Origin of the sequence: Aeromonas sp. 603404 (genome assembly GCF_049171775.1) — a bacterium.
Classification (GTDB): Bacteria; Pseudomonadota; Gammaproteobacteria; order Enterobacterales; family Aeromonadaceae; genus Aeromonas; species Aeromonas veronii_A.
This window is the reverse complement of the sequence record NZ_JAAKPE010000002.1, coordinates 316,886-331,169: the sequence shown is the minus strand read 5'-3', so window position 1 is coordinate 331,169 and position 14,284 is coordinate 316,886. Positions and strand designations below refer to the sequence as shown.

General features: G+C 60.3%; 14 protein-coding genes. 9 read left to right on the top strand and 5 right to left on the bottom strand.

The genetic code is table 11. The annotated features are described in order from the left end of the window. The first annotated feature begins 19 nt into the window (after positions 1-19). Both G5306_RS05410 and G5306_RS05405 read left to right on the top strand, forming a co-directional pair. The gene (locus G5306_RS05410; protein ID WP_421312515.1) at positions 20-1,123 is read left to right on the top strand and encodes a beta-N-acetylglucosaminidase domain-containing protein; all 1,104 of its coding nucleotides are present in this window, start codon (positions 20-22) and stop codon (positions 1,121-1,123) included. Positions 1,124-1,152: 29 nt separating this feature from the next. Beyond that, positions 1,153-2,361, top strand: coding sequence for a cation:proton antiporter (locus G5306_RS05405; protein WP_227340898.1), 1,209 nt, complete (start codon positions 1,153-1,155; stop codon positions 2,359-2,361). A 73-nt stretch (positions 2,362-2,434) separates the two neighbouring features. Here G5306_RS05405 and G5306_RS05400 read toward each other — a convergent pair whose 3' ends face one another. Then, positions 2,435-3,067 (bottom strand): LysE family translocator, encoded by a 633-nt coding sequence (locus G5306_RS05400; RefSeq protein WP_216954223.1) that lies wholly within the window; start codon positions 3,065-3,067, stop codon positions 2,435-2,437. 232 nt (positions 3,068-3,299) lie between these two features. Here G5306_RS05400 and G5306_RS05395 point away from each other — a divergent pair, with 232 nt between their 5' ends. The 3 genes from G5306_RS05395 (at position 3,300) to G5306_RS05385 (ending at position 5,922) form a co-directional block, all read left to right on the top strand. Further along, complete coding sequence (locus tag G5306_RS05395; protein ID WP_421312514.1) at positions 3,300-4,922, top strand: methyl-accepting chemotaxis protein; 1,623 nt, start codon at positions 3,300-3,302, stop codon at positions 4,920-4,922. 176 nt (positions 4,923-5,098) lie between these two features. After that, complete coding sequence (locus G5306_RS05390) at positions 5,099-5,629, top strand: DUF1523 family protein (protein ID WP_005350438.1); 531 nt, start codon at positions 5,099-5,101, stop codon at positions 5,627-5,629. After that, complete coding sequence (locus G5306_RS05385; RefSeq protein WP_005344341.1) at positions 5,626-5,922, top strand: winged helix-turn-helix domain-containing protein; 297 nt, start codon at positions 5,626-5,628, stop codon at positions 5,920-5,922. Before G5306_RS05390 ends, G5306_RS05385 begins: the two co-directional genes overlap by 4 nt. A gap of 185 nt (positions 5,923-6,107) precedes the next feature. Here the strand turns inward: G5306_RS05385 and G5306_RS05380 are convergent, their stop codons facing one another. Both G5306_RS05380 and rihA read right to left on the bottom strand, forming a co-directional pair. Beyond that, a complete protein-coding gene (locus tag G5306_RS05380; RefSeq protein WP_075115472.1) occupies positions 6,108-6,575 on the bottom strand; it encodes a hypothetical protein in 468 nt (155 codons plus the stop codon). Positions 6,576-6,608: 33 nt separating this feature from the next. Beyond that, the gene (rihA, locus tag G5306_RS05375) at positions 6,609-7,544 is read right to left on the bottom strand and encodes a pyrimidine-specific ribonucleoside hydrolase RihA (RefSeq protein WP_421312513.1); all 936 of its coding nucleotides are present in this window, start codon (positions 7,542-7,544) and stop codon (positions 6,609-6,611) included. Positions 7,545-7,766: 222 nt separating this feature from the next. On the opposite strand from rihA, the gene G5306_RS05370 reads away from it, so the two are divergent. Beyond that, entirely contained in the window at positions 7,767-8,495 is a 729-nt protein-coding gene (locus tag G5306_RS05370; protein WP_421312512.1) for an RluA family pseudouridine synthase, read from the top strand. 153 nt (positions 8,496-8,648) lie between these two features. Here the strand turns inward: G5306_RS05370 and udp are convergent, their stop codons facing one another. Further along, positions 8,649-9,404, bottom strand: a complete 756-nt coding sequence (udp, locus tag G5306_RS05365) for a uridine phosphorylase (RefSeq protein WP_005337975.1) — start codon at positions 9,402-9,404, stop codon at positions 8,649-8,651. A 382-nt stretch (positions 9,405-9,786) separates the two neighbouring features. Between udp and yiaY the strand changes: the two genes are divergently transcribed. The 3 genes from yiaY (at position 9,787) to G5306_RS05350 (ending at position 12,225) form a co-directional block, all read left to right on the top strand. Beyond that, positions 9,787-10,938, top strand: a complete 1,152-nt coding sequence (yiaY, locus tag G5306_RS05360; protein WP_421312511.1) for an L-threonine dehydrogenase — start codon at positions 9,787-9,789, stop codon at positions 10,936-10,938. Between the two features lie 136 nt (positions 10,939-11,074). Continuing rightward, positions 11,075-11,413: an outer membrane protein assembly factor BamE gene (gene bamE, locus G5306_RS05355; RefSeq protein ID WP_005337980.1), complete on the top strand. Its 339-nt coding sequence runs from the start codon at positions 11,075-11,077 to the stop codon at positions 11,411-11,413. A gap of 182 nt (positions 11,414-11,595) precedes the next feature. Further along, the gene (locus tag G5306_RS05350) at positions 11,596-12,225 is read left to right on the top strand and encodes an NAD(P)H-binding protein (protein WP_421312510.1); all 630 of its coding nucleotides are present in this window, start codon (positions 11,596-11,598) and stop codon (positions 12,223-12,225) included. Between the two features lie 144 nt (positions 12,226-12,369). Here G5306_RS05350 and G5306_RS05345 read toward each other — a convergent pair whose 3' ends face one another. Continuing rightward, entirely contained in the window at positions 12,370-14,064 is a 1,695-nt protein-coding gene (locus G5306_RS05345) for a pyridoxal phosphate-dependent decarboxylase family protein (RefSeq protein WP_421312509.1), read from the bottom strand. Positions 14,065-14,284 lie beyond the last annotated feature (220 nt).

The following is a 14,284-nucleotide window of genomic DNA, read 5'->3' as shown; positions in this document are numbered from 1 at the left end:
AGCAAGAAGGGAGAGAGTTATGCCATATCAAAGTTTGCTGTCCGGCCCCCTGCCCCCCGCTGCCAATCTGGGGGTGATTGAAGGCTTTTTTGGCAAGGGATGGAGCTGGCAGGCCCGCGCCCGCTACGCCCAGTGGCTGCCACGCCACGGCTACGGTTTCTATATCTACGCCCCGAAAGAGGATGGCTATCTGCGCAAGCACTGGGCCCTCCCCTGGCCCGAGCAGCAGTTGGCCGATCTCGCCGAACTGGCGCGCCAGTGCCGCGCCAACGGGCTCGCCTTCGGGGTGGGCTTGAGCCCCATGGGGGCGCATCACGACTACGATCGCAAGCGCCCGGCATTGCTTGAAAAAGTGCGCCTCATCGACGAGATGCTGCAGCCCGATATTCTGGCGGTGCTGTTTGACGACATGAAGGGGGATACCCCGGATCTGGCCCGGCACCAGCTCACCATCGCCCACGACATTGCGGCCCACAGCAAGGCGACCCGCCTCATCTTCTGCCCCAGCTACTACTCGACCGATCCGGTGCTGGAGAAGGTGTTCGGCGCCATGCCACCGCGCTATCTGGAGGAGATTGGCGAGCAGCTCGACCGCCGCTTCGAGATCTTCTGGACCGGCCCCAAGGTCTGCTCGACCGAGTATCCGGCGGTACACCTCAAGCAGGTGACCGAGCTGCTCGGCCGCAAGCCCTTCCTGTGGGACAACTACCCGGTCAACGATGGCAGCAAGGCAAGCAGCTATCTCTATCTGCGTGCCTTCGAGAACCGCCCCGCCGAGCTGGCGGATCTGCTCTCTGGCCACGCGGTCAACCCGATGAAGCAGGCGGCACTCTCCGCCCTGCCGCTCGCCACCCTGCCGATGAGCTACAAGCTCGGCAAGCAGTATGATCCCGACAAGGCGCTGCACGCCTCCCTCAACGCCACCTGCGGCCCGCAGATCTCGGCGATGATTGAGGCCGACCTGCCGCTGTTTCAGGATCTGGGGCTGGCCCGACTCACTCCCGAGCAGATTGCCGCCCTCAAGACACGCTACCTACCGTTTCGCGATCAGGCTTGCGTCGATGAAATCGTGCGCTGGCTGGACGGCGAGTATGTGTTCGACCCGGACTGCCTGACCGATTAAACCGCCCCGCGGGGCTGGAAGGAGGTTGTATGGATGCACACCTGCTTTATCAGAATCTGGCGGTGATCGCCGCCTTTTTACTGCTCTACAGCCTGATCGCGGGGCGCTTCGAGTCAAAACTGGTCAACGGCCCCCTGCTCTTTCTGCTGACCGGCTGGCTGCTGGGGCCGGGAGGGCTGGAGTTGCTCTCCCTCTCCATCGACAGCGCCGGCATCAAGCTGCTGGCAGAGCTGACGCTGGTGATCGTGCTGTTCAACGATGCCGCCAACACCAACTGGCAGGTGCTGCTGGCCAACCGCCAGCTCCCCATCCGGCTGCTGCTGATCGGCCTCCCCCTCACCCTGCTCTGTGGCGCCCTGTTTGGTCACTGGCTTTTCCCTGACCTGCCGCTGCTGGAGATGGCCATCCTCTCCACCATTCTCGCTCCCACCGATGCGGCGCTCGGCAAGGCGGTGGTGAGCAACCCGGCCGTACCGGCACCACTGCGCGAAGGGCTCAATCAGGAGAGCGGCCTCAACGACGGCATCTGTGTGCCTGTGCTGCTTCTGCTGCTGGCCCTTATCGCCCCCACAGAGCAGCACGCAGGCACAGCCACGCTGGCCATCACCCTGATGCTGGAGGAGATCGGCATTGGCCTCCTGGTCGCTTTTGTACTGACCAGCCTAACCATACGGCTGCTGAAAATCTCCTATCTCAACGGCTGGCAACTGCCGCTCTGGCGCCAGCTCACCATGCCGGGACTGGCCCTGCTCTGCTTTGCGCTGGCCCAGAGTCTGGGGGGGAGCGGCTTTATCGCCGCCTTTGTCGGCGGTCTCTTTATCGGGCGCAGACTCGGTGAACACAAGCACGCCTATATGGACAGTTGCGAAGGCTACGGCGACCTGCTCTCCGTGGTGATCTGGATGGTGTTTGGCGCAACTCTGCTCCCCATGTTGTCGGAGCTGATGCACTGGCAATACTGGCTCTATGCCATTGCCAGCCTCACCCTGCTGCGGATGGTGCCGGTCTGGCTGAGCCTGCTCGGCACCGGCCTCAAGCCAGAGCTCAAGCTCTTTATCGGCTGGTTCGGCCCGCGGGGCCTTGCCAGTATCGTCTTTGCAGTGATGGTGCTGCAAAACCAGCCTGCCCTGATTGGCCAGCGCCCCATCATCGCCACTGTGCTCTGCACCATCATATTGAGCGTGCTGCTGCATGGCATCACCGCCAACCCCTGGGTCGCACGTTTCAAACCCCGCTGAACCACTTGGCACTCATAAAAAATGCCACCGACCGGTGGCATTTTTCTTGTCTGGTGCGGGTCACTAACAGCGCTTAACCAAGCGCCAGCCAGACTCCCACCCCCAGCATCAGAGTACCGGCGATGCGGTTCATCAGGGTGACGTTGCCGCTCTTGGCGAGGAAGTGGCGCAGGGTGCGGCCACCGCTGGCGTAGAGCAGCAGGCAGGAGAATTCGATGACCAGAATAAGCGCCACCAGCGCAGTGATCTGCGGCACCATCGGCTTGCTGGCCGAAATGAACGGTGGCAGCAGGGAGATCATGAAGGCCCACCCCTTGGGGTTGGCAATGGCGGTGACGAAACCCTGCACCGCCAGTCCCATGGCGCTGGTCTGCTGACCGGACGAAAGATCCGCCGGAATGGCCATCTTCCCCTTGGCCTGCCACATCTGGATACCGAGCCAAACCAGATAGGCGCCCCCCACATATTTGAAGGCGGCAAAGATCCCCGGATAGTTGAGCATGATGGCAGCCACCCCGATCACCGACAGCACCGAGACCAACCCGACTCCGATCAGCTCCCCCCACATCATGTGCAGGGTACGGCGCACCCCCAGGCTCATCCCCAACGTCATCGACAGGGTCATGCACATGCCGGGGGTCACCGAGACAAAGAAAAAGGTCGGGATAAACAGAGCCAGAATGGCCGGATCGATCCAGCTGGACACTACACACCTCCATACGCCAAGAGCGGGGAATCACGAAAACGGGACAGGATTGACTCAATCCGGCCAGTTGTACCACATATTCAGGGGATCAAGCGTTCAATCATGCATATGTGGCGCCTTTTTCACAAGGAAAAACCTTTTCTTCAGCAAATTTCAGCAATAAAAGCCTGTGACAGCTCCTGACGTAGGTGTGTAATATGTCGGCTCCTCCCATTTCGGATTAGAGCCATTTATGTCATTGAATAATCTATCAATACGTGTCCAGGTCCTGATACCGCTGCTGCTGGCCAGCCTGCTGATGATGGTGATGATTGCCATCAGTAAACAGGGGCTGGATGAAGCCATCAATGACATAGATGAGACGACCCAGAGCGTGGTCCAAAACAAGGACGATATTGCCAAACTGATCCACGCCACCTACCGGCTGCGCACCAGCGCCATCTATGGCCTCTACGATGCCAAGCTGTTTGCCGCACTGCCCGCAAACCTCAACAGCGCCGAGCAGGAGATCAACGCAATCCTCGGCCGTCTGGTGCTCCCCGGTGCCGAGCAGGATAACCGGCAGGTCGCTGCCGCCCTGCAGGCCTACCTCAGCCATACCCGCAGCAACATGCTGCCGCTGCTGGCGCAAAAACATCAGGGTGGCGACGATCCGGTCGCCTACGAGGCGGCCCGCCTCCATTTCCGCGAGCTGGGTGAACAGCTGATCAAACAGATCGACAGCATGTCGGCCCACATCAACCAGCTGATCCAGCAAGAGCTGGCCGACGAGCAGGCTCACTACGACGCAACCCTGCTGCGTACCCTGCTGCTCACAGCCGGTACCCTGCTGGCGGCGCTGATCTGTGGCTGGGTCCTCTCCGGTCGCATCGTCAGCCCCATCGGTCAGTTGCAAGAGGTGATGCACGCCGTGGCGCAAGGGCGCTTCAACGTGCGCGCCAAAGCGGATGGCAACAACGAGCTGACCCGTCTGGCCAAAGATATCAACCTCACTCTGGGGCAACTTGGTAGCACCATCGAGAACCTGACCGGGATCAGCAACAGCGTCGCCTCCGCCGCCACCGAGCTGGCCGCCGTGATGACCCAGGCTGAAGCCAACGCCCAGCAGCAGCACAGCGAGATCAAACAGGTCGCCTCCGCAGTGACCGAACTCTCCAGCACAGCAGACAACGTCAACCACAACGCCGCCATCGCCGACGAGCTGGCGCGGGATGCCAATGGCCGGGTCGAACAGGGGCTCGCCCTCTTTACCGAAAGCATCGCCGCCAATAGCCGGATGGCAGGCAGTCTGGAAGATGCTGCCGCCATCGTGGCTCAGCTCAAATCCCAGTCCGAGCAGATCGGCAAGGTAATTGAAGTGATCCAGGGGATCTCCGAGCAGACCAACCTGCTGGCGCTCAATGCCGCCATCGAAGCGGCCCGTGCAGGCGAAACGGGTCGTGGTTTTGCGGTGGTGGCCGACGAGGTGAGAATGCTGGCAGCCCGTACCCAGGACTCCACCAAGGAGATCCAGGCCATCATCGAGCGGCTGCAGAGCCAGTCCCAATCCGCCAACAACGGCGTGCAGGAGACCCTGGAGATCCTCGGTCATAACCAACGCCTGTCAGCTCAGGTGCAGGATCTGCTGAGTGGCATTACCGGTGCCGTACGCCAGATCAACGACGCCAACGCCCAGGTCGCCACCGCAGCCGAGGAGCAGTCCTGCGTCACTGCCGACATCAATCGCAACATCACCAATATTCACGAGATCGTGAGCCAGAGTTCCGCCGGCATCAGCCAGAGCGCCAGTGCCAGCAACGAACTCTCCCAGCTCGCCGAGCAGCAACGCAAACAGCTGGCCCAATTCCAGCTGTAAGCGCACGACGTGAACCAGACAAAAAGGCCCGCAAGGGCCTTTCTTGTTGATGGAGCAATGGCTTTGTCTCTGTTTTAAACGCCATTTTTTGGCCGTTGGTGCCATAAGGGGCTGGGCTGCCCTGTCAAATATCGGTATGGTAGAGGCACGTTACTCCCCCCTCACGTGAGCACACCATGAGCCTGAGATTCAAGAAACCCGCTTTTATCGCCCTGGGGCTCATCGCCCTCATTTCCGCCGCCTGGCTCGACTACTACCTGCCGGAGCACACCATCGCCACCATCACAGGGGTCGAGGTGAAGCGCACCGACAAGGATGGCCCCATCAGCCAGAAGAACCCGGCTGACGGCCCCACCACCGACGTCTATTACATCTACACCGAGCGCCCCGGCGAGAAGATCCGGGTGTTTCGCAATGAAGATACCGAGTGGGGCTGGCCCTTCTACTTCAAGTTCAACGCCGCCGACGTCCAGGCCAAGGCCAAGTCCATGGAGTTCGAGAAACGCCTGGCCATCATTACCTCCTACGGATGGCGCGTGAACATGTTCTCCATGTTCCCCAACGTCACCAAGATTGAGAGTACCGAGCCTGACGCCTCCACCTGGAGCTTCTTCCGCTGGTTCTGGTTCGGCCTCTGGGCGCTGGTGATGGGCAAAGCCGCCATCGCGACCTGGCGCTACTTCGATCGCCTTGAGGACGAGCTATGAGTGAGCCGAGCAAGACCCGCACCAGCTTCTACCGGCGGCTCTACGTGGCCTGGCTGATCAGTCAGGGCACAGATACGGTGCCTGCCATTATGGAGGCGACCGGCATGCCGCGCCGCACAGCGCAGGATACCCTGAGCGCGCTGGCCGAGCTCGACATCAGCTGCGCCTTCGAGCAGACCGAGGGGGCTCGCCACCTGCAGGGACACTACCGCATCAGCGACTGGGGCCCCATCAACCCAGCGTGGATCAAGGCTCAACTGCCGCTTATCAAAGAGACTTTGAGCTATCCCTGAAATGATGTCGAGTCAGGCCTGCGACTGGGGAACCTATTGCAATCCGGCATGGATCAAGGCCCAGCTGCCTCTTATCAAGGAGACGCTGAGCTATCCCTGATCAGGGCGCTAAGCAACAATAAAAAAGAGGGGCCAGCCGGCAAGGCTGGCCCCTCTATTTCAGGCCGATAGCATGACAGGTAGTCCTACTCAGGCATGGCCGAATCCTCAAGTTCCCCATCAGACTCGCCGCGGGTGCAATCGATGATGGAGCGCTTGGGGTTGTTGGGATCGCGCAAAAGCAGAGGGGCTGAGCCCTCGTCATGCTTCTGCTCGTCGCAAAACTCGCTGCCGTAGGCGTTGTGGGTCAAGCGGCGGGCATTGGCGATGGGGGTATCGACAAACAGGGCGTGCACTTCGAAGCTGGAAGCGGGCACGATAAAGCCGACCACCGGCAGGCCGTGCAGCTCCTCGTGCACCTTGTACCAGGCAAAGCCGTCGCTCACCTTGTAGGGGGTGTAGTTGGCCAGTTGTAGATTGGCGGGCCTGCCCGTCTCATCCACATAGAGATCGGTAAATTCACAGGTCGCCAGCCCCTGCCACATCCGCTCGAATGGCGTTGCACACCCTGTCAGTTGCAACCCGGCCAGCAGCACCAAGCCTCTCTTCCACATTCCCCGCCCCTTCTTGCAAAAATGAACCGGCGCTCAGTCAAACGCCCGCAGCCGCGTCACCAGCAGATCGATAAAGCCCGGACGATCCAGCCCCAACAATACCAGCGTATTGGCTGGCTTGCCGGTCAGACCATAACGATCCACCACCGTCATCCCCACGGTATGCTCCCCGCTGGTCTCGATATCGACCCGGCACTCGACCCCATGGAACAGCTCGGGAGCCAGCAACCAGGCAATGGTACAGGGGTCGTGGAGCGGTGCACCAGCAAATCCCCACTTGGGATCCCGGTGGTAAATCATGAAAAAGTCGAGCAGCCTGGCCACGCACTGGGCCACCGGATTGGTGATGGCGCGCACCCGCTCGATATCCTCGTCCATCACCTGCGCCTCATGAGTCACATCGAGGCCACACATGGTAATTGGGATGCCCGACTTAAAGACCATATCGGCCGCTTCCGGGTCCACATAAATATTGAATTCCGCCGCAGGCGTCCAGTTGCCAGCCCCTGCGGCGCCCCCCATCAATACGATGCGGGCAATCTTGGGTTTGAGCTCGGGATGAGCCGCCAGCAGCAGGGCGATATTGGTGAGCGGCCCAGTCGGCACCAGAGTCACGGGCTGCGGGCTCTCGCGCAGACATCTGGCCATTAGCTCGATCCCCGTCATCCCCTGCGGCGCAAAGGCGGGATCCGGCAACTTGGGGCCATCGAGACCCGATTCGCCGTGAACGTTGTCGGCAATGATCAGCTCGCGGGCCAGCGGTTTCGGCGCCCCAGCCGCCACCGGAATATCGTCACGTCCCAGCAGGGTGAGAATGCGCAGGGCATTGTTGAGGGTCTTGCCCGGCGTCTGGTTGCCCGCGCTGGTGGTAACCGCCAACACCTTCAGTTCAGGGCTGGCCAGCGCCAGAATCAGGGCGATGGCGTCGTCGTGGCCGGGATCACAATCGAGAATAACGGGCAGTGCCATGGGATGAGTCCTTACAACATAACAGGGAGCCATACCTTAACAAGCAAGCCTCGGATGAACTCGGGAAGGGGTCACAAAACGGGGCCTTGTTGGTGACCTGGGCGGTTTGCACTGTACACCGCCTCGCTCAACACGGCTCATTATCAAGAGGTTGCATGGCGCAATCCCGTTCATTTCCCGAGGTAGCGCACCGCCCATTCGCCCGGCCGCGCCGGTTCGGGTATGATCGCACCCCATTTCCAGCCTGTGCCACCTATGTCCGTTATCGTCGACACCTTTATTGCCCCGCCCTGCAAGGCCGCCATCGAGATCCTGTTCGAGGATGAACACCTGCTGCTCATCAACAAGCCGAGCGGCCTGCTGAGTCTGTCGGGCAAGAATCCGCAAAACCTCGACTCGGTTCACTATCGCTTGGTGCAGGATTTCCCCGGCTGCACCCTGGTGCATCGCCTCGATTTTGGTACCTCAGGCATCATGGTGGTGGCCAGAAACAAGGCCATCAATGCCCTGCTCTGCCACCAGTTCAGTCAGCGGGCGGTGAGCAAGGCCTACAGCGCCCTGCTGTGCGGTCATTTGATTGACGACGAAGGGGTTATCAACGCCCCTATCGCCAAGGATCCGGCCCTCTTTCCACTGATGAAGATCTGCGCCGCCAGCGGCAAACCCACCCGCTCCCGCTATCGGGTGACTGAACGGCTGACGCAGCAGATGCAGGGGCAAACCGTTCCCCTGACCCGGGTGCGGCTGGTGCCTGAGACCGGCCGCACCCATCAGCTGCGGATCCACAGCCAGCTGCTGGGCCACCCCATCCTCGGCTGCGATCTCTATGGTGGCCTGCTGCTACCCGGCTGCGAACAGGCCCCCCGGCTGATGCTGCATGCCAGCGAGCTGGATTTTGCTCATCCGGTGAGCGGCGAGCCGATGCAGATCCGCTGTGCAGCGCCTTTTTAGGGGCAATAGGTAGAGGCTGCCAGCAGAGACAACCAGCGCAAGTGCGGCGGGATCAGTGAAAGGCGTGACGGGAGAGGAAAAGCGGTAAACGGCGGATAAAGATAGGGGCCGCGCTTTCGCAACGGCCCCCACCCCCCACTCTTTGTGGTGCTATCAGATCAGCTTGCGGGCAGCGCCCAGTACGATCTTGATGGCATCAGATTCGGTCTTCGCCATGGTCTCGGCGTTCGGAATTTCCTGCTGGGTACGGTTGACGATAACGCCAGCCACCATACCGGCACGCAGGCCCTGGCTGGAGCACATGGTAAGCAGGGTTGCGGACTCCATCTCATAGTTCAGCACGCCCATGGCTTGCCACTCTTTCATGGACCCCTGGAAACGGCTCACGACGCGGCCGGATACGGTGTCGTAACGCTCCTGACCCGGGTAGAAGGTGTCGGAAGAGGCAGTCACACCGATGTGCAGCTTGGAGCCCATCTCTTTGGCGGTGTTCACCAGCGCGGTGGTGCAGTCGAAGTCGGCAACAGCCGGGAACTCCATCGGTGCGAAGTGCAGGCTGGCACCGTCGAGGCGCACGGAACCGGTGGTCACGATCACGTCACCCACGTTCAGGTGCGGCTGGATGGCGCCGGTGGTGCCGATACGCAGGAAGGTGCGGATGCCAAGCTGGGCCAGCTCTTCTACCGCGATGGAGGTAGACGGGCCACCAATACCGGTAGAGCAGATGATCACGGCCTTGCCGTCCATCTCGCCGCGCCAGGTAGTGAATTCACGATGGCTGGCCAGGTGCACCGGGTTATCCAACAGCTCTGCGATACGCTTCACGCGCTCGGGGTCACCGGGGACGATCGCCAGGGTGGCGCCTTGCAGATCCGCTTTCTTCAAACCCAAGTGAAATACATCAGACATATTGGACTCCTGGTTGCCCCCTGCCAGCATGGTCAGGGCACAAGTTAAGATGATTCTTTATGATACTTTCAAGCCTTTACCCCCCTCTTCGGGGAGGCGCCAACTATGGTCGAAAGCGCTTTCCAATTCCTTGAAGCGCCTCACACTTCCACGCATTGACAGTGACAAACATTGTGCAAAACGTTTGCTAACTCAATGAAATAATTGACAAACGTTTTTCTGCCAATCGAGTCAGATGCGGGAAAGTCAAGCCTGGTTCAGCGCTTAATTAACGACTCGTGATCGACCCCGTAAAGTTGTAAACAAGATGCTTTTGTATCCCTTTCTAGATGGTAGCCTAGCTCTCAACTACCACTTAATGGCTAACTACAGGAAGTCCATCATGGCTACATTCAAATTCTATATTCCCGCAATCAACCTGATGGGTGCCGGCTGTCTGCAAGAGGCTGCCGCCGATATCAAGGGTTACGGCTATCGCAAGGCGCTGATCGTCACCGACAAAATCCTCAACCAGATCGGCGTGGTCGCCAAGCTCACCACCCTGTTGGCTGAACATGGCATTGAAAGCGCAGTTTTCGATGAGACCAAACCCAACCCCACCACCAGCAACGTTGAAGCGGGTCTGGCCATGATCAAGGCCAACGGCTGCGACTGTGTCATCTCGCTGGGTGGCGGCTCGCCCCACGACTGCGCCAAGGGCATTGCGCTGGTCGCCGCCAACGGTGGCAGCATCAAGGATTACGAAGGGGTGGATCGCTCCGCCAAGCCACAGTTGCCGCTTATCGCCATCAACACCACCGCCGGTACCGCCTCCGAGATGACCCGCTTCTGCATCATCACCGACGAAGCGCGCCACGTGAAAATGGCCATCATCGACAAGCACGTTACCCCGCTGATGTCGGTCAACGATCCCGAGCTGATGCTGGCCAAGCCGGCCGGTCTCACCGCCGCCACCGGCATGGATGCCCTGACCCACGCCATCGAGGCCTATGTCTCCACCATCGCCACCCCGGTGACCGATGCCAGCGCCGTGATGGCCATCGAGCTGATTGCCAAGCACCTGCGCACCGCTGTTCACCATGGCGATAACCTGCATGCCCGCGAGCAGATGGCCTATGCCCAGTTCCTGGCCGGCATGGCCTTCAACAACGCAAGCCTCGGCTACGTGCACGCCATGGCCCACCAGCTGGGCGGCTTCTATGACCTGCCCCACGGTGTCTGTAACGCCGTGCTGCTGCCCCACGTTCAGGCGTTCAACGCCCAGGTGAGCGCCGCTCGTCTGAAGGATATAGCCCGCTATATGGGTGTAGATGTGAGCACCATGAGCGACGAACAGGGCGCTGCCGCGGCCATTGCCGCCATCAAGCAGCTGGCGCTGGATGTGAAGATCCCGGCCGGTCTGGAGCAGCTCGGCGTCAAGGCCGATGACTTCGATACCCTGGCCAGCAACGCCCTGAAAGATGCCTGCGGCTTCACCAACCCGAAACAGGCGAGCCACGAAGAGATCGTCGCCATCTTCCGCGCGGCGATGTAACAGCAGCCGGATTGCCAGAAAGGGTCGCAGTGCGACCCTTTTTATTGGCTGATGGATCAATGGCTTTTTACTTCCGTGGAGGGAGTCGGTATGATTTGCCGAGCCAAAAAGACTGTATGGATGATCTGAACTCGATATGCGGATGAAACACCTGATTGCCGCGGCTTTGACCGCCCTCACCCTCTCCGGTTGCAGCCTGGTCTATCGTATCGATATTCCCCAAGGCAACTATGTGGAACAAAAACAGGTCGACAAACTGCGCCAGGGGATGACCCGCGAGCAGGTCAGCTATGTACTGGGGACCCCCATGCTGCGTGACGGCTTTGACCCCAACACCTGGTACTACCTCTATGAATTCCAGCCGGGCCACGGCGACAAGGAGCGCAAAGAGCTCACCGTCACCTTCGCCAACGACAGGCTGACCACAGTGACGGGTGACTTCCCGCTGCCAGCAGCTTTCAATACCCCGCTCTGATATCCCGCAAAACCGGCCTCGCGCCGGTTTTGTTTTATCCAGCCCCGCGTAATTCATCCTGCCCGTGATCCTGTCAGGTGATACAGTGTCATCTCCCCCATTGCAGCTGCTCGCAAATTGCCTGATGCTGATGAACAGCCGCCATGGCATCAACACCATCGAATGACACAGGGAGAATCCCCATGAGCCGGATCCTGATTGCCGGAGCCAGCGGCCTGATCGGTCGCGAACTGGTGCAGCAACTGCCTGCCGAACATGAACTGACCCTGCTCTGTCGCAAGCCGGGCAAGGAGGCGCACCACTGGCTACCGGTCAATTTTGATGATCTGGCCAGCGTCACCCTCTCCCGCCCGGTGGATATCGCCTTCTGTGCCCTCGGTACTACCCGCAAGGAGGCGGGCTCTGCCGAGGCGTTTCGCCGGGTCGATCTCGACTATGTGATCGCCTTTGCCGAGCTGGCCCGCCGCCACGGCTGTCAACGGCTCATCGTGGTCTCGAGCATGGGGGCCAGCGCATCGTCCCCGGCTCCCTATCCGCGTACCAAGGGGGAGATGGAGCAGGCCCTGCTGGCCCAATCCTGGCCACGGCTCGCCATCGTGCGGCCCGCCATGCTGCTCGGGGATCGCCAGCCACCGCGCCTCTCCGAGCAGATCTTTCAGACCATCTACCCGCTGTTTCGGCCGCTGCTGGTAGGCAAGCTCGCCCGCTGGCGCGCCATCGAGGCCCGTCAGGTGGCCCGCGCCATGATCGCCCTCTCGAAACTGCCCGCTGGGTGCGAGATTGTCGAGAACGAGCAACTGCTGGTTCTCTGAACTAGGCCTTCCCCACTACTTAAGCTCTATGCCGTAAAAACAGCAGGGCAAGCCAATTGGCTTGCCCTTTGTTTATCTGTTGGCGAGGTACCCTGACCGCCTCTTGCCATCACAGGCCGCGCTCGACTGTCAGAGCAACATCCATCAACCGCGAATATGGTCGATAAAGGCGTCGATCTGCTCGCGAGTGCAAGCCGGATTCATAAAGACCGCTTTCTCTCCGGCGATGTAGGAGTATTTCCCGCGGGCGTCATAGTCGGAGTGGGCCACCGCCTCCACCCAGTTGGTATAGAGACCCACCTTGCCGCGCCCCTTGAACAGGCTGCGGTGATAGTCGGTATTGCGCTGCAACCGCGCCTTGTAGGCAGGATCGCTGGAGCGGGCCAGCTCGAAGGCGAACTCGGCCTCCGGATCGCTCACCCACTCGGGGTTGTAGATCTTGAAGCCGACGCTCGGCCCCTGGTTCTCCTGCGCCACCAGCTTGACGTTGCCAAGCTGGCTTAACCGGAAGCGGAAGTAGTTGGCATTTTGCAGGCAGTGGGCCAGCACGGTGCGATACCCCTCGACCCCCATATAGTTGAGCGCCGCATAGGCACCGAACAGGCCGCTCGCGCCGCGGGAGCACTCAATGGTGGATTGCAGGTGGGTCTGGCCCTGAATGTCCCGCTCGAAGTAGGAGAAGTTCTCCGGGTCATTCTCCATCGCTTTGAGGTCATCCTGCTCTTTAATCATCACCAGACTGGAGGTGTAGGGCACATAGCCCCACTTCTGGAAGTCGACGGTGAAGGAGTCGGCATATTTGAGCTCGGCAAAGCGCGCCACGTTGCGCTCGATCCCCGCCAGAGTGGCGCTGTTGATGGCGAGCGGGTTGGCGGCAAAGTCGTAACCCAGGAAGAAGATCATCGACCAGCCGATAGCTGCATCGACGTGGATGTGCGGCTTGACCGCCACCTCAAACTGCTCGCAGAGGCGATTGCGCAGCTCGAACACGGGTTTCACCTGATCCACCCCGAAAGTGTCGGTAGTGCCCATGGTGAGCATGATGGTGGGCACCACGTGTTTCAGGGCAAAACAGGCGGTCAGGGTGCGCTCGAGATGGTCGAGATCGATGTCGTTGTTCTCGCCGACCTGAATGCGGATGGTCTTGTTCTCGATGTCGACCCCGAGCAGGGAGAGGTTGGTGATATTGGAGTAGTGACCGCCCTGGGAGTTGATGATGCGGTAATCCTGATAGTGGCCTAGCCCCTTGTGCTTGGCTTCCGGCAAGCTTTTGCGAATGCCGAGCAGGTAGCCGTAGAGGTTACAGAAGGTCCCCCCTTGGGTGAAGATGCCGGTGGCCCGCTCGGGGTCATAGCCTGCCAGCAGCGCAATCTGGCGTACCACCTTCTTCTCCAGCTCCTCGGCCACTCCAGCGTATTCGGAGTAGACCAGATTGGGGTTGGCCAGAATACCCAGCTGGGCGCCATAGATAGCGGGATCCGCCGACATGGTGATGACGTTCTCGACGCTGGAGGGGTTCTCCCAATCCTTCGACAGCGCGGCGGCAAACAACAGCTCGGCCATCGGCTCGCCCGGAGTGCGCATGGTGGCGGGCACCGGCATGGTCTCACAAAGGTCGGCAAGCCGGGCGCGGCCATCAGGCCAGGCATTCAAACGGGTATCGGGGGCCAGACCACGGGCCCGAAATTCGTTGAGGGTGGCAAATCCGGGTTCGCGAAAAACGGGCCAGAGATCGGGATTGCGCGAGAAAAAGTTGGCTTTGACGGTGGCGAAACGGGCGGAGAAATCGGGGTGGACGGCATTGACGCTTTCGTCTTGCAGATAAACTAAGTCACTCATTTTTATACCATTAGTACAGCAAATGTGCGGCCGTTATACCCCTGTACCAGCGGGGCCAACAGTGACAATATCTAATGGCCTACCCTACTTTTTGTCATGTATCAGCCATCACAAGGGCTGGCAAAAAGGCGCCTTTGAGGCGCCTCTTTATATTTCGTGATCTTGCTCCCATCCTGGCTGACAGCGCCCTCACTACCGGACCGCCACCAGTACAGCGCTC

Bases quoted from the DNA above. Each gene is read 5' to 3' on its own strand.
- bamE (WP_005337980.1), top strand. From the start codon at position 11,075: ATGCGGATGAAACACCTGATTGCCGCGGCTTTGACCGCCCTCACCCTC.
- yiaY (WP_421312511.1), top strand. From the start codon at position 9,787: ATGGCTACATTCAAATTCTATATTCCCGCAATCAACCTGATGGGTGCC.
- G5306_RS05380 (WP_075115472.1), bottom strand. From the start codon at position 6,575: ATGTGGAAGAGAGGCTTGGTGCTGCTGGCCGGGTTGCAACTGACAGGG.
- G5306_RS05410 (WP_421312515.1), top strand. From the start codon at position 20: ATGCCATATCAAAGTTTGCTGTCCGGCCCCCTGCCCCCCGCTGCCAAT.
- G5306_RS05350 (WP_421312510.1), top strand. From the start codon at position 11,596: ATGAGCCGGATCCTGATTGCCGGAGCCAGCGGCCTGATCGGTCGCGAA.
- G5306_RS05405 (WP_227340898.1), top strand. From the start codon at position 1,153: ATGGATGCACACCTGCTTTATCAGAATCTGGCGGTGATCGCCGCCTTT.
- G5306_RS05395 (WP_421312514.1), top strand. From the start codon at position 3,300: ATGTCATTGAATAATCTATCAATACGTGTCCAGGTCCTGATACCGCTG.
- G5306_RS05345 (WP_421312509.1), bottom strand. From the start codon at position 14,064: ATGAGTGACTTAGTTTATCTGCAAGACGAAAGCGTCAATGCCGTCCAC.
- G5306_RS05390 (WP_005350438.1), top strand. From the start codon at position 5,099: ATGAGCCTGAGATTCAAGAAACCCGCTTTTATCGCCCTGGGGCTCATC.
- G5306_RS05370 (WP_421312512.1), top strand. From the start codon at position 7,767: ATGATCGCACCCCATTTCCAGCCTGTGCCACCTATGTCCGTTATCGTC.
- G5306_RS05385 (WP_005344341.1), top strand. From the start codon at position 5,626: ATGAGTGAGCCGAGCAAGACCCGCACCAGCTTCTACCGGCGGCTCTAC.
- udp (WP_005337975.1), bottom strand. From the start codon at position 9,404: ATGTCTGATGTATTTCACTTGGGTTTGAAGAAAGCGGATCTGCAAGGC.
- rihA (WP_421312513.1), bottom strand. From the start codon at position 7,544: ATGGCACTGCCCGTTATTCTCGATTGTGATCCCGGCCACGACGACGCC.